The 19,239-nt window shown below is 47.5% G+C and carries 14 protein-coding genes; 4 read left to right on the top strand and 10 right to left on the bottom strand.

Translation table 11 applies throughout. The features are described from left to right. Positions 1-78 precede the first annotated feature (78 nt). Complete coding sequence (locus J7623_RS22545) at positions 79-663, bottom strand: Crp/Fnr family transcriptional regulator (RefSeq protein ID WP_291924635.1); 585 nt, start codon at positions 661-663, stop codon at positions 79-81. A 244-nt stretch (positions 664-907) separates the two neighbouring features. On the opposite strand from J7623_RS22545, the gene J7623_RS22540 reads away from it, so the two are divergent. Together J7623_RS22540 and J7623_RS22535 are read left to right on the top strand one after the other, a co-directional pair. Next, the gene (locus J7623_RS22540; RefSeq protein WP_291924633.1) at positions 908-2,308 is read left to right on the top strand and encodes a hypothetical protein; all 1,401 of its coding nucleotides are present in this window, start codon (positions 908-910) and stop codon (positions 2,306-2,308) included. A gap of 105 nt (positions 2,309-2,413) precedes the next feature. Beyond that, positions 2,414-2,860 (top strand): GNAT family N-acetyltransferase, encoded by a 447-nt coding sequence (locus J7623_RS22535; RefSeq protein ID WP_291924631.1) that lies wholly within the window; start codon positions 2,414-2,416, stop codon positions 2,858-2,860. Between the two features lie 118 nt (positions 2,861-2,978). Here the strand turns inward: J7623_RS22535 and J7623_RS22530 are convergent, their stop codons facing one another. Further along, complete coding sequence (locus J7623_RS22530) at positions 2,979-3,821, bottom strand: hypothetical protein (protein WP_291924629.1); 843 nt, start codon at positions 3,819-3,821, stop codon at positions 2,979-2,981. After that, on the bottom strand, positions 3,814-5,160 hold the full coding sequence (locus J7623_RS22525; RefSeq protein WP_291924627.1) for a glycosyl hydrolase family 18 protein: 1,347 nt from the start codon (positions 5,158-5,160) through the stop codon (positions 3,814-3,816). Before J7623_RS22525 ends, J7623_RS22530 begins: the two co-directional genes overlap by 8 nt. Before the next feature lie 205 nt (positions 5,161-5,365). Here J7623_RS22525 and J7623_RS22520 point away from each other — a divergent pair, with 205 nt between their 5' ends. Continuing rightward, positions 5,366-7,084, top strand: a complete 1,719-nt coding sequence (locus J7623_RS22520) for a peptide MFS transporter (RefSeq protein WP_291924625.1) — start codon at positions 5,366-5,368, stop codon at positions 7,082-7,084. 123 nt (positions 7,085-7,207) lie between these two features. Here the strand turns inward: J7623_RS22520 and J7623_RS22515 are convergent, their stop codons facing one another. Further along, positions 7,208-8,518, bottom strand: a complete 1,311-nt coding sequence (locus J7623_RS22515; protein WP_291924623.1) for a hypothetical protein — start codon at positions 8,516-8,518, stop codon at positions 7,208-7,210. A 12-nt stretch (positions 8,519-8,530) separates the two neighbouring features. Then, positions 8,531-9,919 carry an aminopeptidase P family protein gene (locus J7623_RS22510; RefSeq protein ID WP_291924621.1) on the bottom strand — a complete coding sequence of 463 codons (1,389 nt, stop codon included), beginning with the start codon at positions 9,917-9,919 and terminating at the stop codon, positions 8,531-8,533. Positions 9,920-10,067: 148 nt separating this feature from the next. On the opposite strand from J7623_RS22510, the gene J7623_RS22505 reads away from it, so the two are divergent. Next, positions 10,068-11,444 carry a S41 family peptidase gene (locus J7623_RS22505; protein ID WP_291924619.1) on the top strand — a complete coding sequence of 459 codons (1,377 nt, stop codon included), beginning with the start codon at positions 10,068-10,070 and terminating at the stop codon, positions 11,442-11,444. A 129-nt stretch (positions 11,445-11,573) separates the two neighbouring features. Here the strand turns inward: J7623_RS22505 and J7623_RS22500 are convergent, their stop codons facing one another. The 5 genes from J7623_RS22500 to J7623_RS22480 form a co-directional block, all read right to left on the bottom strand. Continuing rightward, entirely contained in the window at positions 11,574-13,007 is a 1,434-nt protein-coding gene (locus J7623_RS22500; protein ID WP_291924617.1) for a TolC family protein, read from the bottom strand. Beyond that, complete coding sequence (locus tag J7623_RS22495; RefSeq protein ID WP_291924615.1) at positions 13,000-16,167, bottom strand: efflux RND transporter permease subunit; 3,168 nt, start codon at positions 16,165-16,167, stop codon at positions 13,000-13,002. Before J7623_RS22495 ends, J7623_RS22500 begins: the two co-directional genes overlap by 8 nt. 26 nt (positions 16,168-16,193) lie before the next feature. Next, positions 16,194-17,273: an efflux RND transporter periplasmic adaptor subunit gene (locus J7623_RS22490; RefSeq protein ID WP_291924613.1), complete on the bottom strand. Its 1,080-nt coding sequence runs from the start codon at positions 17,271-17,273 to the stop codon at positions 16,194-16,196. A 176-nt stretch (positions 17,274-17,449) separates the two neighbouring features. Continuing rightward, positions 17,450-17,848, bottom strand: a complete 399-nt coding sequence (locus J7623_RS22485; RefSeq protein WP_291924611.1) for a hypothetical protein — start codon at positions 17,846-17,848, stop codon at positions 17,450-17,452. 200 nt (positions 17,849-18,048) lie between these two features. Further along, complete coding sequence (locus tag J7623_RS22480) at positions 18,049-19,236, bottom strand: hypothetical protein (protein ID WP_291924609.1); 1,188 nt, start codon at positions 19,234-19,236, stop codon at positions 18,049-18,051. Positions 19,237-19,239: the final 3 nt, after the last annotated feature.

Genomic DNA, 19,239 nt, shown 5'->3' with positions numbered 1-19,239 from the left:
TGTTGTCATTTAGACTTCAAAAGTAGCTGGCCCTGCGCTCCCGGAATTTGAACTAGTTCAAAAAATGCACGCGTTTATTTATTTACCGGATAACTTTTTCCGGATCTTACTTAAAAATTCATGGGAGATACCAAGATATGCCGCCAACTGTTGCTGGCTAAGGCGTTGCTCCAGCGCCGGGTATTTTTCAATAAATTCCAGGTAACGTTTATCCGCTGTTTTGCCTAAAGAAGAAATAACCCGGCGCTGGAAAGTAACAAGCGACTTCTGGTTCATAATACGAAACATCTTTTCTACTTTGGGCACGGTTTCATATAACCTGTCTTTATCCGCTTTGTTGATCACCAGTACCTCGCTGTCTTCCAATGCCTCAATATTGAGCAGGGAAGGGCGTTGGTTGGTGAAGCTGTCGATGTCCGTTGCCCACCAGCTCTCTACCGCGAAGTACAGGATCTGTGCATCTCCTTTGTCGTCGGAATAGTAAATGCGGAAGCAGCCTTTGATGACGAACGCCTCGTATTTACAAATTTCTCCTTCCCGCAAAAGAAAATCTTTCTTCTTTATTTTTTTCGGGTGGAAAAGCGCGGTAAACTGTTCAAATTCCACATCGGTGATGGGAACGTATTGTGCCACATGTTGCCGGAGTAAATCAAAATCTGTCATAATATACTTTTACCCGGGGAGGAAGATAGGGATTTTTCCCTGATGCCGGGAATATCCCGTATTCAGGGCATTTAGGGAGATGTGATTGGCATTGCTAACTATTAAAATGCGGATAATTTGTTTTTTTAGCCTATATTTAGATATCGTGTGATACGAACGGATCTGCAAGCAAGTTTATTCCCCCATTCTCAAAATAACTTTTTACATCTCACTCATTATTGCTTTAACCAAAATTCTTCAAGCTATGAAAAGAAAGTACAGCGTTACCGGTCTTGTGTTTACCCTATTTGGCCTGGTGGTATTCGCTTATAACTGCGCAAGCAACAACAAAAAAGAAACAGGCACCCAGTCGGAGGAGAATGTTTCTTTTACAGAAGGTGCGTTCATGAATCACCGGGACTCCGTACCATCCAAACAACAGTACTCTGCCCCCTTGTTTGTGCTCAGTCATGATTATCCGACCAGTTTTACACCTATTGTTGATCCTCCCTGGCGCCGCGCATTGAACGGGCATCCGATCGACTCTTCGAATGTATTTCCGTATATGGATTCCCTTAAGAATTATATTGCTCCCCGTGTAATACCTTTCTTTACCAGCAATACTACGTGGACATCCGCCAAATACGGCTGGTTTAATGAACCCTGGCTGGGATCACAACGCGAAGCGATCCTGGGTGCTTACCTGGGAAATGGTAACCCGGCCAATATGTTTAAAACATTAAAAGAGGCGGAAGCCGGCTATGCATTGGTATTGTATGATTCCATTGCTGCGTATACGGTCGGACAAATCTGGGGCAAAACAGGTCAGAAAGTGAACCTGATGAATGATGCCGCACAGTTTAAAGAAGGCAGCGTGATTGTGAAGCTGGCATTTTCCAACGTGAATGGCCCCGATTGGTCACCTATGGACGGCGCACAAACTTTTGATGTATATGATACCATTCCTACAAGAGCCGATCCCCGCCTGGGATACCAGATGCGGAAGGTAAGCTTCTTCCAGATGGATATTATAGTGAAGGATAGTGCTACGTCTCCGCAAACGGGATGGGTGTATTCTACTTTTGTATACGACAAACTTAAACCTGGTAAGTCTTTCTGGGATAAGATGGTGCCACTGGGCGCTATGTGGGGCAATGATCCGGATGTAAATAGTCCGCTGCAACCGCCTTATCCGCCACTGAAAGAAACCATCATCAACAAACTGGCTCCTGAATACAGCCGGGAAACATTAGGTTGGGGTGGCCGCCTGAGCGGTCCCAATGATGGTGCCGTAGCGCAGGAAGCATTTGATATTAACACCGGTAAGAAATACAATAACCTGGCCCTCTCGTCCTGTATGAGCTGCCATAGCCCCGCACAGGATACGTTCGTGTCTTTCCTGTTACCAGGTCCTTTCCCGAACGATACTTTGTTTGTATACACGCCCGGCAGCCCTAAATGGAAATTATGGTTCCGGAATAATTACGGCAACGTACCATTCGATCAGGGACAGGTAGCCATGGACTATGACATGGTGATGGCGTTTAAATCAGTTGGCGCCTACGAAGCTGCTAAAAATCCACAACAGACTTCCCAGCTTAAAAAGAACTTCGAGGCAGTCAGGAAATTCAGAAGACATAATACCAACGCCCGGTTCTGGCACTAAGCTACTGGCAACAAATAATTTTATGTGGGATGTAAAGAAGCCGCCTCTTAGCAGGCGGCTTCCCTTTTTTAATTGTATTTTCGGGCTATGTGTAATACCACTATCATGAAATTTAGAGTAGCCACCATCGAAGATATTCCCCAGATACATGCTGTTAGAACAGCAGTTACAGAAAACAGGTTATCTGACCCCAACCTGATCACAACAGACGATTATATCTCGTTCTTAACTGAAAGGGGCCAGGGATGGGTATGTGAGGTAGATAAACGTATTGTTGGTTTTGCGGTAGTGGATGTTTGGGAAGACAATGTATGGGCATTGTTCCTGCTGCCCGGATATGAAGGGAATGGCATCGGAAAGGAATTACAGCGCCTGATGCTCGATTGGTTTTTTACCAGGGGAAAAGACTATATCTGGTTAGGTACCAGTCCTGGTACGAGGGCCGCCACTTTTTACCGGATGACCGGCTGGCAGGAGGTAGGTTGTCACGGGGAAAAGGAAATTAAGTTTGAGCTGACGAAGGAGAACTGGATGAAGCGCCAGGCCCTTTAAAAAATTGCGAATTACGAATTACGGATTTGTGGGGAGACAATAGCGAAAGTTATCATTTGCGTTTACCATCTACCCACAAATTCGTAATTCGTAATTCGTAATTCGAACGCCGTACGGCTTAAAATTTAATCAGCAGCTTTTCAGAAATCAGCTTGCCATCTTTGTAAGATTCAAAGTACCAGTCGCCATTCTTTTTCAGCACAATACCATGACTGTCTGCACCCTCGGCGATGAAATAATCCTGCGCAGAAGTTTTAAACAGTGTCAACACTTTTTTAGGCGATGTATCAATGAGCTGATAACCAGTAGCGGTTGCCTGTGCATACAAGGTACCTGCTGCTTCCTTCACCTCAGCTACCGCTGGTGTGGTAGCTGGAGCTGCAGCTGGAATTGTTGCAGGTGCAGGTGTTGTTGGCTGTGCCACTGCAGATGCCTGTGACACGCTATGATTGGTGCCGTCATACGCATAAGGCACGTCATTCAGTGATGTAAATGCATCCCTCAACGCAAGGTTATAAGAAGTAGCAAATTCTTTTTCCCGGCTCTTACCTTCTTTACTTTTGAAAATGATGTTACCAGTACAGTCTTTCAGGATCAGCGTCAGGTTGGTCACAAAAAGACCTTTTTTCTGCACTACTTCAGTGGTCAGCGCATTGCAGCGATTGCTGGCTATTTCTTTGGGTATTTCTGTGTTATCAATATAAGCGGCAAATCCTTTTTCTTCCAGCAGTGATTTCGTCAGTGTGTTTAATCCATATTGGTTTATTTCCCTGGAAAAGTTAAATCTTTCCGGTACCAGTACATACTTGTAGCTGTTGATCGTATTCTGGGCATAGCCGGAGATCGAGGCGAATAATGCGAATAATAAAGCGTATCCTTTCATATAATAGATTGATTGCTGATGGTGACGAATATAGAAAATAATTGTCACAATCAGCAGTTCATCTGCCGGCTTATCCAAAGCTAACCGTTAAAGGCGCCGCTACCACCATGGTGGTTCCGCCACCTGCTACGGGTACCTGGATGGTTTGGCCAATGAAGGCTACAATGCTCTGACCATCAGGTGCAGTATAGTTGAAAGGGGTAGGGGAAGATACATTATTCATGGTGCCAAATGGGCCATATGTCTTATCCAGGCTGGTTTTAACCGTTACCTGTGCAGTTACCTGCCAGCCAAACCAAACGCCGCTGTAGCCGGATATTTCCGTGATGAGTTCTCCGGGTGCCAGGTTGATAGTTTGGCTATGACCGCCATTACCACCATGTTGCAACAGGCCCAGCACATTGGTGGTACCATTGGTGATCCAGGTGTTGGTTGCCTGCAGGGCATCGAGTACTTCGCCGCTGTTCACAGCAAGATTGCTAATCGGTGGGTTGCCGGCCTTACTCACAATGGTGCCGTCGTTAAAGGAAGAAGAGAAAGTCCCATAGGCGAATTGATACAGCAGTATTTGCTGGCTCTGTTCATATTCATAGTTGTTGGAATTGAGTCGCCACTGGGTAATATTATTGTAGACATACTGAGTGTCCTTGTACTTAAACCCGGCCTGTGCCTGCTGCCAGGCGTTGTTGGCGGTTTGATAGTTCGATTCAAATTTGGCGCCATAAGCCATCAGCAAATGGTTGATGCCAATATCCACAAAGTCATTCACGAACGTGAAGCCGGAGTATAATTGCAGGTTCACAATATCAAAGCAGGCGTTCATGGTAGCCACGTCCAGGTTACCCACGTTGGCTGGCGAGAGGCTCAGGTACAGGTAGGAGCCGGTAGTGGCATCAAAAGCCTGCCGGATGGCATTGAAAAGAATGCTGAATTGCTGTGGGGTGATGGCCGTAGAGAAGCTGCCTTCCCAGTCGATATCCAGTCCATTCATTTGATTAAGCGTAAGATAGTTGGTGACGTTAGCCGCAAAATTAGCGGCTTCCGTAGGCCACTGGCTGGAATCGGACGAAAAGATCTGTGCCAGCGTGTTGGTGTTGTAATTGATGGTAGCCAGAATTTTTACGTCGGGATTCTGGGCACGCGCATCCTGTATTACATATTGCAGGTATTGCGCGGTGGTGGAGCCATCCGGATGCACCGTGGAAGCATTGCCGATGTCGATGGTATAGTAGCCACCAGGATCCAGGAATACAGCAAAAAAACAGACCATCAGCATGTCTGTATTTTGATATACGTTGTTGTTGACGAGGGATTGGTAGCTACTGTTGACGGTGGTGTAACCGGTGCCTTTTGGCTCGTCTTCGTCCAGGTAGATCCAGGCGTTGACGCTTTTTGAGGGAATGAGAGGAGCTGTCATAAAAAATAGGGTTTGCAATGATAGTAAAGCAAATATAATGGGTAGCCCCGGTTGGGCGACCCGTGAAAATCCCCGTATCCCCTAAAAATAACATCGGGTTAAAATGAACGCACATCGGGGTAATTACTGCAAACAGATATCTGCCAAAGCTGCGCATATTTGGGAAGGGCGTTCTGCTATCATGGAGCGCCGTAAATGAAACGCTATGTCCCACACTTCCCTGCCAGCATCGCATCCTAAGGGCCTGTATATTCTTTTTGCCACAGAAATGTGGGAGCGCTTCAACTACTACGGTATGCGCGCCGTATTGATCCTGTTCATGACCAAAGCGTTGTTGTTCAGCAAAGTATTTGCCGCCAACCTATATGGCAGCTACACCGGCCTGATTTACCTGACCCCTTTGCTGGGCGGCTATATGGCCGACCGTTACTGGGGCAACCGCCGCTCTATTATTACCGGCGGGATTGTTATGGCAGTGGGAGAGTTGATCCTTTTTGTCAGCGCTTCTTTATTTCAAGATGCGCAGCAATTATCTCTCTTGTTGTTTTTCAGCGGCCTGGGTTGCATGATTGCGGGCAACGGCTTCTTTAAGCCGAATATATCTTCTTTAGTAGGGCAACTATATCCGGATGGAGATAACAGGAAAGATACGGCCTATACCATCTTTTACATGGGCATTAATACCGGTGGGGCATTGGGGCCCATCATCTGCGGACTGGCCGGCGATACCGGCAACCCGGCCGATTTCAAATGGGCGTTCCTGTTAGGTGGCGTAAGCATGATCATCAGCGTGATTGTACAGGCCATATTTCATCACCGCTATGTAGTGAGCCCGGAAGGAAAAGTGCTGGGACTTACACCCGAAAAAGCTTCCGCAAAATTACTACAACCATTGATCATGACTGGCGGCCTGGTGCTGATTTCCCTGGCCATGATAGGTTTACTGTACCTCGATGCAGAAGTGGTAAATTATTTATCTTACCTGCTGCTGGCAGCGGTGGTGCTGATTGCGGTGATCATCTTCCGAGATCCATCCCTTACCTGGCTGGAGAAGCAACGGATTAAAGTTATTTTCATCATCTCTTTTTTTGTGATCTTCTTTTGGGCCGCCTTTGAACAGGCAGGTGCCTCTCTTACTTTTTTTGCGGATGAACAAACCAATCGCCATCTTGGTTGGCGCATCCCTATATGGAGTATTCACCTGCTGAGTGTTTTCCTGGTTTATGGCATCTACCTGTTGTATCAAAAGGCCCGCCGGCAGTTGTCTGCGCCAGCGGATCTGGTACTGCGTAACACCGTATATGCGTTACTGTGGTTATCCTTATTTGGTATCGTTGGTTTGAACGGCTACTATCTCATGAGCCGAGAAAAAGTGTTGGTATTGGAAGAAGTGCCGCCTAGTCTTTTCTTATCGCTGGGCTCTATTTATATCGTCTTGTTTGCGCCATTCTTTGCGTGGCTATGGCCGCGCATGGGCAAATACGAACCTGCAGCTCCCGTGAAAATGGGCATCGGGTTATTGTTGCTGTCGCTGGGATACTTATGGATTGTATTTGGTGTAAAAGAAGCAGGGCCGGGAACAAAGGTGAGTATTATCTGGATTACCGGTATGTATGCGTTACATTCTTTTGGAGAGCTTTGTTTATCGCCTATAGGCCTGTCGCTAGTCAATAAACTTTCCCCGCTGAAATTCTCTTCCCTATTGATGGCAGTATGGTTCCTGGCTACTGCGGCGGCCAATAAATTAGCCGGCGTGCTGAGTACGTTATATCCTGAGCCTGGCCGTGTGATTGAACTGGGAGGATATGCCATCCGGAATGCGTATGATTTCTTCCTGCTCTTTGTAATAGTAGTAGGCATTGCAGGAGCGTTGCTGCTGGGGATGTCCAGGTGGTTGTCGTCGTTGATAATAATACGGAAGTAGCATAAGCAGAAAGCTGAAAGCAGAAAGCAAAAAGCTATTGAAGCGATTGACAAGAGCGGAATAACCGCAATGATCAATCGCTTCAATAGCTTTTTGCTTTCTGCTTTCAGCTTTCTGCTTTTACTACTTCCTGGCGCTATCCGCCTTCAGCAAGCTAGCCGGCGTAATTTCATTGCTCAGCAAATGCCCGAAACGTTCCCATCTTTTTTCTTCAGGAACTGCTGTAATGTAATTTTTGATCAGGTCCTGGCCGTAGTTATAGTTAATGATATAACTGCGGTTTTTCTTCACAAAAAGTAGTCCTTTATCAGCGGCCTCTTTATTGAGCAGGGTGTAGTCCAGCAGCCAGCGGAGAGCGGTGGAATCGGACATGGTACCATTGATCAGGCCTCTGCCTACTTCGTTGCGGGCGTAGTTGAGAGCGCCTTTGATGGTGAGTGCTTTGATATAGGTAGTGATACCGGTGGTGTCTATGCCTACGAGTGGCAGCAATACATTTTTGGTAAAAGTGGTTTTTTCCTCGCCGGGGAAGGCCATTTCAATACCGTAGTTGGCGCTGCCTTCCGCAATCAGCGATTGCGGACTGAATAAGGGATACAGCGATATTTCCACCCATCCTTTATCATGATAAAGGTTCTTTTCCAGCAGCATATTATACACATGATGCCCCGGATATCCCTCGTGACAGGCCAGGTCGATGGCTTTTTCGATGAAGATCTTCAGGTCGGCACTGATTTGAATCAGGCTGGTGTAATGCCCTTTGTACCAGTTATAACCCATCCACGGCTTACCGGATACATATTCCAGCGTAAAGGTTTCATCAGCAGGCAACGGATAATGTTGCAAGGTGCGTTTACGGGCTTCCGCGATGGCGGTTTTAAAAACAGTATCCAGTTTGTTGGGGGAGATGATGAAGTGGTTGGCCAGTTGTTGAAAACGGTCTGCTACCGGGCCTTTGCCGGGCAGGAGGCTGTCCAGCTTTGCAATGAGCGATTGATAATAGTGCTCGGGATAAGTGGGAGCCACCGCATCAAACAGCTCTTTGGATTCCGCATCGAAGGTGCTGTATTCGCCGGAGAATATTTTGATACGCCGGCTGAAGGCTGTAAGTTGACGCATCATCCAGTCTGCGCGAACACGCACGGTATCATTTTTTGTGTTGGTTGCTATTTGTTGTAAGGATGCTTTCAGCGTATCTACCGCCTGCAGGAAACTATCTTTCGGAAACACCGGTTGGCGACTGGTGGGTTTCAATGAATCCGGGCCATAGTAGGCGTCTACAAAGTCAGTATCGTATTGACCAATGTTGAGTCCCAGCCGCACATATTTTTCGGCGAGCACTGATAGTTGCTGGTCGCTGTTGTTGGCTGGCTGGTGTTCCTGGCAGGCGTTTAATACTACTACGCAGAGGAACAGGAATAATTTGTTTTTCATGCTAACGGAAATTTATGACTGGAGCAGGTTTTCAATGTCGGTGGCAGTGCTGGCAAACGGACGGCCCAATATACGGCCGCCGGTGGCAGTCACGAGGAAGTTATCTTCTACCCGTACGCCGCCGAAGTGACGGTATTCAGCCACCCGCTCATAGTTGATAAAGTGGGTGTGTTTCCCGGCGGCCTGCCAGGCTTCTGTCAGCAACGGGTTAAAGTAAATGCCCGGCTCAATGGTGAATACAAATCCTTCTTCCAGTTCACGTCCCAGGCGTAACGATTTTAATCCGAAGTCCGTACTTTTCTCCAGGGTATCCGTGTAGCCTACATAAGCTTCTCCCAGGTTCTCCATATCATGAATATCCAGTCCCAGCATATGTCCCAGGCCGCAGGGGAAAAACAGGGTATGTGCGCCGGCTGCTACCGCTTCTTTGGCATTGCCTTTCATGAGTCCCAGCTCAATGAGTCCGGCAGCCAGTTGCTCGCAGGCCAGCAGGTGTACATCTTTAAAGCGTATACCCGGCTTGATGGCATTGGCAGCGGTTTGGTAAGCATGATGTACAATATCGTAAATTTCCCTTTGCCGGGTGGTGAACTTTTTATCTACGGGATGGGTGCGGGTCAGATCGCCGGCATAGCGCATGGCGTTTTCTGCGCCGCAGTCGCACAACACCAATTGCCCTTTTTGCAAAGGCGTAGGATGCGGATGATTGTGCAGGAATTGCCCGTTGACCGTGAGGATCACGGGGAAAGAAATATTACCGCCTGCGGCGATGGCTACCGCCTGGAGTCGCCCTGCTATTTCAGTTTCGGTGACGCCCGCTGCCGCCAGCTCCATGGCTTTTAGCTGCATATCGATGGTGGTATTCACCGCATCATCGATCTGCTGGATTTCTTCCGGGGTTTTAACAGACCGTTGGCTCACGATCGCTTTAATCAACTTAACGGATACACGCCGTGGTATTTCGCCACCGGGTATACCCAGCCAGCTGCTTAATTTCAGTGTCGTTTCTCCGCGGTATGGCGGCAGGAAATGAATGCCCTGTTGCAGGTTCACGCAGCGCCATAAAAAATCAGGTAACTCCGATGAAGGCCGGATATCCGTCAGGCCCGCTTCAGCCGCCTGAGACGCCAGTGAGTGGATAGGCCCCGCCCACATGATCTCTTCAATGGTGGCTTCGTCGCCGAATAATATCTCCCGGTTATTATCTACATCTATCACCAATGTAAGCCCCGGGCGATCTATACCCGCATAATATAAAAAGCAGCTGTCCTGCCGGAATGGATAGATGTTATCTTTATAGTTCATGCCGCTGTCGTCATTCCCCGGCAACAAAATAATGCCTTGTCCGATGGCTGATTGCAGCCGCTGTCTCCTGTTACTATAAGTTTCCTTTGAAAACATACCTGTGAATTTGTGCAGCTTAAAATTAATTAACAAACAGATGTGATACGTCAGCAGGTTAAAAAGAGCAGACAGATAGTTAATTATTGCAAAATTGAATGGCCTGTTTACCGGGCGTTTCTTATATTAGAAGCCTGACCGCCACTACATGAAAAGATTTGTTTTTGCCTTGACCCTCCTGTTGGGAGTTAGCCATAGTTTCGCGCAATCCATGCTTTCCCGTGAAAAAGCCGTGGAAGATATCGACTACTATATTCGTGTTATGAAGGAGTCGCATTATGCGCCTTTTATGTACATCTCACAAGCCGCGTATGATGCGCAGGTAAAGCAACTGAAAGCTACCATCGGGGATAGTATCGGTATCCGCGATTTCGTGCTGCTCTGCTACCAGGTCACAGCATTAACGAAAGATGCACATTGCACGCCCAACCTGGTACAGGCCGCATTCATGGATGAATTTAAAAAGGAACAATTCTTCCCCTATAAAATTGTACAGGATAAACATCTCATCTATGCTCCGCTATTGCTGGCGAAAGATCTGGATATACCGGAGGGCACAGAACTCGTCACCATCAACGGGAAAAAGTTCAACGCCCTGTTTGAGCAAATACAAAGCGGGATAGCGGGTATTCCAGCATTTAAAGAAGAAGCAGCCTGCAGGCTGATGCCTTACTTTTTATTCCTGCATGGCATACAGCCGCCATTTGTACTCGGGTACAAAGATGAAAAAGGCGTACTGCAACAAGTAACGCTGCCCACAGGTACCACTTTTAAAAAAGCATTAACCGCTTCTTTACCGCATCTTGTCCAACCTTACCACAGTGAAATAGTAGAGGGCACACTGGGCTACATTGATGTACGAAGCCTGAGCGGTGATGTAAAAACCTTCGGTGCTTTCCTGGATACCTGTTTTCAGACCTTTCGCAAAGCAAACGTCAAAGCGGTAGCTATCGACCTAAGACAAAACAGTGGAGGAAATACTCTGCTGGGAGATGTGCTGTTCAGTTATATCACCGATAAAAAATATAGCTGGGGAAATAAAAGCTGGAGAATCAGCCAGGCATATAAAGATTACCTGGTAGCAGATGGAGATACCGGCGCTGCATATTTAAAACAGCCGAACGGCACGGTGTGGGAGAGTGGCAACAATTGTGTGCCGGAAGAAAATAAATTCACGCAGAATGAAAAATTCCAGGGAAAGGTTTTCTTTATCACCGGTCCTTTCACTTTCTCCAGTGCTATGGCTATGGCGGACGTTGTTAAAACTTATCATTTAGGCACCCTTGTAGGAGAGCCTACTGGTGAAGATACCCAGGACTTTGGAGAAGCATTTGGCATTCTCATGCCCAACAGCAAAATAAAGATACAATCCACTACTTCGTTTAGTCACGGTGCGGATTGTCATCGCACAAAGAATAGCCCGGTACAGCCGGATATCCCAATCAGCAGGGAGCTGGTGGAAAAGGTATGGGGAAAAGATAAAGCACTGCATGGGGTGTTGCATCTTACCATGCTGGGGAATTAGCTTAAAGCGGTTTTTTGTTTTGTTCAGGAGGATACTGATTTTGTTTTTGATCTGAGAGATAACAAGCATCATCTTCTTTCATCTTTTAATACAAAATCAGTATCCTCCTGAACAAAACAAAAATTCGCCTTATTTCCACCCGCCGCCGAGGTCTTTATAAATATTTACCACCGCGTTGAGTTGTTGTTTCTTCGTTTCTATCAGCTCCAGCTTAGATTCCAGTGCATCCCGCTGTGTCATCAGTACCTCGAAGTAATCGGCCCTGGCTGACTTAAACAGGTCATTGGAGATATCAATTGATTTGGTCAATGCCTCCACCTGCTTCGATTTCAGCGTATAGCTTTTTTCCAGGTTGCTGATGTTCGACAGTTGATTGGATACTTCGAAATAAGCATTCAGAATGGTGCGCTCGTAGTTATACATGGCTTGTAGTTGCCTTGCATTGGCGTTGCTGAACTCTGCCTGGATAGCGTTCCGGTTAATCAGCGGAGCCGCCAGATCGCCTGCCAGCGAGTATAGTAAGGAGGCAGGCAATTTTACCAGGTAAGAAGGTTTGAAGGCCTGTAATCCCAGCGCCGCAGAAATGCCAAAGGACGGATAGAACTCTGCTCTTGCTACTTTAACGTCGAGCTTCGCTGCTTCCAGGTTGAGTTCTGCCTGTTTGATATCACTACGGTTGGCCAGTAGTTGCGACGGAATACCAGTACGCACTGCGGGTGGCAATGCCTCCAGGAAATTGCTTTTATCGCGGGCTATTTCCTGCGGATAGCGTCCCAGCAGGAAGTTGATCCTGTTTTCTGTTTCTTTGATGTTCTGCAGGATATCAAATTCCAGGCTTTGGGATTTCAATACTTCTGCCTGAAATTTTTGTACCGCGAGTTCCGTCACACGGGCCGCTTCTTTCTGTACTTTCACCAGCTCCAGCGCATTTTGCTGCAGTGTGATGTTTTGCCGCACAATCGCCAGTTGATTGTCCAGCGCCAGCAGTTCATAGTAGGAGTTAGCCACTTCTGCAATCAGGCTGGTGAGCACAAAGTTCTTACCTTCTACCGTCGACAAATACCTGGTAACTGCCGCCTTTTTAGCGTTGTGTAATTTCTTCCAGATATCAGCTTCCCAGGTTGCATAGGCGCCGATGCTATAGTCCATCAACGGGTCTGGTACTTCTTTGCCGGGTTCAATTTCGGTAGAAGCATCACCGGCACCCTGGCTGGTGTACCGGCCTACCTTCTCAACGCCGGCCCCCGCTCTGAGGCCTACGGTGGGAAGTAGCGCCGCTTTCTTTGAACGGATATCGTTGCGCGCTATTTCTACTTCCTGTAAAGTAACCTGCAGCTCCTGGTTATTTTTCAGCGCTGTATCAATCAGGCTGACCAGGTTGGGATCAGTAAAAAAGTTGCGCCATTGCAGGTCCGATATATTAGTGCTATCCTGGCCGTTGCCATAGGATACAGGAACCGCCTTGTTTTCGGCAGATGGCCGGAGAGCAGGCACTTTGCAACTGGCTACTGCCAGGCAGGCGCTCAGCAAGCCAATGCCGCTATGTATCCTGAATTTATACATTGTGATCAATTTCTTCAGTTAATGGATTCTCTTCCTCATTTTTAACAAGTGCATATCTTTCAGCAATTCTGCCGAAGATGTAGTACAGTCCGGGTATTACGAGCACGCCGAAAATAGTTCCGAACAGCATCCCGCCGGCGGCAGCGGTACCAATGGTCCGGTTACCCAGCGCACCAGGCCCGGTAGCAACCACCAATGGAATCAACCCCGCAATAAAGGCGAAGGAGGTCATCAGGATAGGACGGAATCTCACTTTGGATCCTTCCATAGCCGCTTTCAGCACGGATACGCCTGCCCGGTGTTTCTGCACCGCAAACTCTACGATCAACACCGCATTTTTTCCGAGCAAACCGATCAGCATTACCATCGCTACCTGTGCATAGATGTTGTTTTCCAGTCCCAATAATTTCAACAGGAAGAACGCCCCGAAAATACCGGGAGGCAACGACAACACTACCGCTAACGGCAGTATGAAACTTTCATATTGCGCTGCAAGGATGAGGTATACAAAGCCTAAGCAGATCAGGAAGATGTAAATGGCCTGGTTACCCTGCGCCACTTCATCTTTGGAGATACCCGCCCAGTCGATACCGTAGCCCCTGGGCAACGTTTTCTGTGCTACTTCGCTGATCACTTTGATGGCTTCGCCGCTACTATAGCCGGGAGCGGCAGAACCACTGATCTCAGACGCGTTGTACATGTTATGCCGCGTGATCTCGGATAGCCCATACACCTTTTCCATTTTCATGAAAGCAGAGAAAGGCACCATTTCATCACGATCGTTCTTCACGTACAGTTTCAGGATATCTTCCGGCAACGCCCTGTACTGCGGCGATGCCTGTACAATCACCTTGTACTGGCGATCGAATTTGATAAAGCTGATTTCATAGTTACTACCCACCAACGTAGATAGCGTATTCATGGCATTATCGATGCTCACGCCTTTTTGTTGGGCGAGGTCGTTATCCACGCGCAGCATATACTGGGGGAAGCTGGCGCTATAAAAGGTAAACACAGAGGCCAGTTCGGGGCGTTTGTTTAATTCTTTTACAAAATCCCGGCTCACGGTTTCCATCTTTTTATAATCACCTGTACCTAATTTATCCAGCAAGCGTAGCTCAAACCCGCCGGCAGCACCGTAACCAGGAACAGCCGGTGGCTGGAAAAATTCAATGGTGGCGCCGGTGATGTCTTTGGATTTTTCTTCCAGCTCTGTCATGATCTGCTGTACGGAATGTTTTCTTTCCTCCCAGCTTTTCAGGTTAATCAAACAGGTACCGGAGTTGGAGCCGGTTCCTTCTGTGAGAATTTCATATCCCGCCAGCGAGGAAACGGATTGTACGCCTTCAATGCCTTCGGCAATTTTCTGCAGTTTCTCTGCTACCTGGTTGGTTCTTTCCAGCGATGATCCCGGAGGTGTTTGTATAATAGCATAGAACATTCCCTGGTCTTCATTCGGGATAAACCCGGAAGGCACGGTTTTGTTCATGAACCAGATGCCAGCGCAGAAAGCCACCAGCACCAACCAGGTAATGGTTCTCCGGTTCACGATAGTGCCCAGTACCTGCATGTATTTATTGGTGGTCCGGTTAAAGGTGTTGTTGAAGCCATCCAGGAATTTGTCCAGTACATTCTTCTTCTTCGGCTTGCCATGATTATTTTTAAGGATCATGGCGCAGAGTGCAGGCGTCAGCGTGAGTGCCACTATCCCGGACAAAATAATTGCGGTTGCCATCGTAATGGAGAACTGCCGGTAGAAGATACCCACAGGGCCCGACATAAACGCTACCGGTACAAACACCGCTGCCATCAGGAAGGTGATGGCCACAATAGCGCCGGCAATTTCATGCATGGCCCTCTTCGTGGCTTTGAGTGCCGATAGATGTTCCGCCTCCATTTTTGCATGCACAGCTTCAATTACCACAATGGCATCGTCCACTACCACCCCGATGGCCAGTACCAGCGCAAAGAGGGTGATGAGGTTGAGCGTAATGCCAAGGAACTGCATGAATACAAACGTACCAATCAATGAAACCGGTACCGCCATGGCAGGAATCAGGGTAGATCGCCAGTCGCCCAGGAAGAGGAATACCACCAAACCTACCAGCACAAAGGCTTCGAGTAAGGTATGTACTACTTTCTCCATAGAGGCATCCAGGAATTTGGATACGTCGTAGCTGATTTCATAATTCATGCCTTTGGGGAAAGAACTGGCTTTGATCTCTTTCATCTTGGCCTTGATATCCTTGATAACCTGGCTGGCGTTACTGCCGTATGATTGTTTGAGTACAATGGCCGCAGAAGGCTTACCATTCAGGTTGGAATAGATATCGTACATGGAGCTGCCAAATTCTATGTCAGCCACATCTTTCAGGCGAAGGATTTCACCGTTGGCACTGGATCTTAATATCACATTTTCATATCCTTCCTTGGTGGTGAACCTGCCGGGATATTTCAATACATATTCGAAGGTCTGAGATCTTTTACCGGAGCTTTCGCCGGTCTTACCCGGAGAGGCTTCCAGGCTTTGCTCACCCAGCGATTTCATTACTTCATCAGCAGAAATTTTGTAAGCCAGCATGCGGTCTGGTTTTAACCAGATCCTCATGGCATATTCCCGGTTACCGAGGATATCTGCGAAACCAACGCCATCTACCCGTTTTAATTCCGGTAGCAGGTTGATGTCGGCGAAGTTGAAGAGGAATTTCTGATCGGCTTGTGGATCGTCACTGTACAGGTTAATGTACATGAGCATGTTGGATTCCTCGCGGGTAATTTTTACCCCTTCACGTACTACCAGTGGCGGGAGCTTGTTGACTACGGATGCCACCCTGTTTTGCACGTTCAGGGATGCCTGGTTAGGATCGGTGCCCAGGTTGAATACTACCTGTATGGAGGCTTCCCCGTCGTTACCGGCATCAGAGGCAATGTATTTAAGTCCGGGTACCCCGTTAATGGCTCTTTCCAGCGGGATGATCACTGATTTAATCATCAGCTCACCGTTGGCGCCGGGGTATTCGGCGGTAACGTTCACTTTAGGCGGCGATATGGACGGGAACTGTGTTACCGGCAACTGGCTGATGGCCAGCAACCCGAGGAACACGATAACGAGCGAGATCACGATGGACAGGACCGGCCGCTGTATAAACTTTTTAAGCATTGTATACGATTAGTAAGAATGAATGACTACTCTGCTTTTAAGCGCAGATGAGCAATAACGTCTTCAGGTTTCCGGTAGTCATAGTTGATCTTCTCATCATCTTTGGCTTTCTGAACACCTTCGAGCAGTATCTTATCATTTTCAGAAATACCGCTTTCCACTACATACAGATCCGGCAGCTGGCCGCGGATGGTAATGTTTTTGGAGTGTATCACGTTGTTGTTGCCGACTACGAAAACATAGATTTTATCCTGGATTTCGTAGGTAGCTTTCTGTGGGATGACCAGCGCGTTTTTAAGCGGGATGGTCATTAATACTTTACCGGTTTCCCCGTTTCTCAGCAGTTTCTCCGGGTTCGGGAATCTTGCGCGGAAAGCGATGTTGCCGGTTTCGTTATTGAATTCGCTTTCGATGGTTTCTACGTCTCCTTTGTAGGGGAGCGGCTGGTTGTTGGCCAGGAGCAGGCTTACTTTATTGTCGCCACGTCCTTTGGCATTGGTTTGATAGTCGAGGTATTCCGGCTCAGACACATTGTAATAAGCAAACATCTGGCTGTTGTCGGAAAGGCTGGTCAGCAGTCCGCCTTCATCGATAACGCTTCCCAGTTTAAAAGGAATACGGTCGATGGTGCCGTCAAAAGGTGCCCTGATTTCAGTGAACGACAGGTGCAGGTGGGCCAGCGACATTTCCGCTTTGGCCTGATCCAGCTTGGCTTGTGCCAGGGCCTGTTCATTTTTGGAAACAATGTTTTTATCGGCCAGAGTTTTGGTATTCTGCAGCTCTATTTCAGCAGCACGGGCCTCCGCCTGTGATTTCGCCAGTTCTGCCTCGTATACTTTAGGCATGATCCTAAACAGGAGCTGACCGGCTTTTACGTACTGGCCTTCGTCTACATAAATGTTTTGCAGATAGCCTTTTTCCTGTGCACGGATTTCAATGTTCCGGACAGATTTTATCTGTGAAACATATTCACTGGTAAAAGAAGTATCAATTTTGAGCGGACTGGTAACCGTGTACTTTTCCGTTTCGGCTTCTTTTACTTCTTCTTTTTTTTGCTTACAGCTCAGCAGGGCAAATAAGCCCGCGAACATGACAATTCTATTCATGATATTAAATGGATATTAAGCGATGGTATGCTGGTTTGGCACAGGCGCCGCAGGCGCAACAGGTTATCAGCAGCCGGGATAGCTCCCAGACTTAACTGCAGCAGAAAGTATATGACATATACTTCCAATCAGGTTGGCATGATCTCACTTTTTGAGTAACCGATGCAAATAACCGGTCAGAGTCGGAGTACGCGTTGTGTAATGTAAATATTGGGAAGATGCCCCAGGAAGTCTGGTGGCGCATTGAAACACTTATGGAGATAACTTAATGTAAGCAGTTGGGAGTTTGCCAGGCAAAACCGCGCCAGCAGCCGGTACTTCCGGACAAAAAAGTTGCTGGGATCATCTTCCTCCCTGTCCTCACGTACCTGGATATCATCCATGTCGTCGTCGAGGTCGGGGAGCAGGCTGACCATATCCGCCTGATTGCTGTCATCCGATTTTAACTGCTGCGCCTTTTTGATATTTTCGTTGGTAATACGGCAGAGGTGAAAGTGCTGAGTAGTTGTAAATACGCATCCGTCCCCCTTTATCAGCAGGAAACATATATACATAAAAAAGATAACTACTCTCATCAGGGGACCAAAAGTAATAAAACTTTGATAGCAAAAAAAGAAAATCGACGGATACTATTTGCCACAGATGAGCGTTTGCGGGAAGATTAACATTTTTTTAATGAAGCAGAAAGCAGAAGGGAGAAAGCAAAAGCTATTGTAGCGGGTGATTGTAGGCTTTGATCACCCGCTACAATAGCTTTCTGTTCCTATTCGCATAATTACTTTTCCACCTGGTAGCCTTTGGCATTGGCCATTCGTATAATGGAGCCGTTAATGGCGGCGCCCAGATCATCTGTATGGGACACATTTTTTGATGCCTCTGCGATATATTTTTCCCGTTGTTTGGCCAGGGTGGCAATTTCTTTCTGAATAGTTACTCTTTCCTCGCCTTTCGCTTTAATGATGGCATACATTTCTTCAGGGGTTTTGTTTTGCAGTTCCTGGGGTAAATCAGTTTTTGTCATGGTTTTCAACACCGATTTATCCTGCTCTACCCGGTCTACCAGGTCCCAGCTTTCATTTTTGTAGATGGCTTTTGATTTGCTGACGTAACGCTCTGTAGAATTGGCGGAGGAGAGGGATTTTGCATTACTGTCCTGGATCACCTGGTTGCTTTTTTTGGAGGCGCCATGCACACCGTATGCAATATAGGTTTTGTTGATCCGGTCGTTGCAGGCCTCAATCTGTGCATCGTAAGGCGTGGTAATAAACGCTACCTTCCTATCGGAGTCAATATTGAAATACTCTCCACGACCCCTGTCGGCGCCGTCTTTCCAGAGTTCGCCGATGCCGCTGCGCTTATCCCCGCAATAGATGGTGCTAACGAAAATGTTTTTGTTTACTGCATCAGCAGTTGATCTTTTATAACTGATTTCTCCCTGGTTAAAGGATTCATTGCCGGCAATATAAATGAGCTTCATATCTGCCTCATCAGCGCCCCAGTGCAGGGAATTCAGGGCAGATCGGATGACCGCACCACAATATTCGGAACCGCCATTGGTGCGGAGGGCAAACAATTTTTCGGAGATGAGATCCAGGTCGGTGGTCAATGGGGTCACCTGCCGGATATAGTCCTGCTCACGCGGTAAACCATCGTTGCCATATTCATACAGTGCAATTTCAATTACGGGTGCTTTCCCCTTGTCTCTCAGGGTAGTAAGGGTATTGATAATATTCCAGAGCCGTGATTTGGCCTGGTCTATTAATCCATCCATACTATTGGAAGTGTCCAGTAACAGGGCTACCTGTATATGTGTGTTGTCGGCGGCAGAAGGAGAGGCGGAAGGAGAGGGCTTTGGAACAACAACGGGATGAAGGGCCGGACGGGATATAGGATGCCGGGCTTCATAACGCCGTAAGGCGAAACCGGATGCCAGCAATGCGCAGGCGAGTAATGCTGTTTTCATACT

This window comes from Chitinophaga sp. (assembly GCF_017745275.1).
Lineage (GTDB): Bacteria > Bacteroidota > Bacteroidia > Chitinophagales > Chitinophagaceae > Chitinophaga.
The sequence above is the reverse complement of the archived record's forward strand: the minus strand, read 5'-3'. Positions and strand labels throughout refer to the sequence as shown.

Excerpts from the sequence above, each read along its gene's own strand:
- J7623_RS22545 (WP_291924635.1), bottom strand. The coding sequence starts at position 663 with ATGACAGATTTTGATTTACTCCGGCAACATGTGGCACAATACGTTCCC.
- J7623_RS22540 (WP_291924633.1), top strand. The coding sequence starts at position 908 with ATGAAAAGAAAGTACAGCGTTACCGGTCTTGTGTTTACCCTATTTGGC.
- J7623_RS22535 (WP_291924631.1), top strand. The coding sequence starts at position 2,414 with ATGAAATTTAGAGTAGCCACCATCGAAGATATTCCCCAGATACATGCT.
- J7623_RS22525 (WP_291924627.1), bottom strand. The coding sequence starts at position 5,160 with ATGACAGCTCCTCTCATTCCCTCAAAAAGCGTCAACGCCTGGATCTAC.
- J7623_RS22520 (WP_291924625.1), top strand. The coding sequence starts at position 5,366 with ATGTCCCACACTTCCCTGCCAGCATCGCATCCTAAGGGCCTGTATATT.
- J7623_RS22515 (WP_291924623.1), bottom strand. The coding sequence starts at position 8,518 with ATGAAAAACAAATTATTCCTGTTCCTCTGCGTAGTAGTATTAAACGCC.
- J7623_RS22510 (WP_291924621.1), bottom strand. The coding sequence starts at position 9,919 with ATGTTTTCAAAGGAAACTTATAGTAACAGGAGACAGCGGCTGCAATCA.
- J7623_RS22505 (WP_291924619.1), top strand. The coding sequence starts at position 10,068 with ATGAAAAGATTTGTTTTTGCCTTGACCCTCCTGTTGGGAGTTAGCCAT.
- J7623_RS22500 (WP_291924617.1), bottom strand. The coding sequence starts at position 13,007 with ATGTATAAATTCAGGATACATAGCGGCATTGGCTTGCTGAGCGCCTGC.
- J7623_RS22495 (WP_291924615.1), bottom strand. The coding sequence starts at position 16,167 with ATGCTTAAAAAGTTTATACAGCGGCCGGTCCTGTCCATCGTGATCTCG.
- J7623_RS22490 (WP_291924613.1), bottom strand. The coding sequence starts at position 17,273 with ATGAATAGAATTGTCATGTTCGCGGGCTTATTTGCCCTGCTGAGCTGT.
- J7623_RS22485 (WP_291924611.1), bottom strand. The coding sequence starts at position 17,848 with ATGAGAGTAGTTATCTTTTTTATGTATATATGTTTCCTGCTGATAAAG.
- J7623_RS22480 (WP_291924609.1), bottom strand. The coding sequence starts at position 19,236 with ATGAAAACAGCATTACTCGCCTGCGCATTGCTGGCATCCGGTTTCGCC.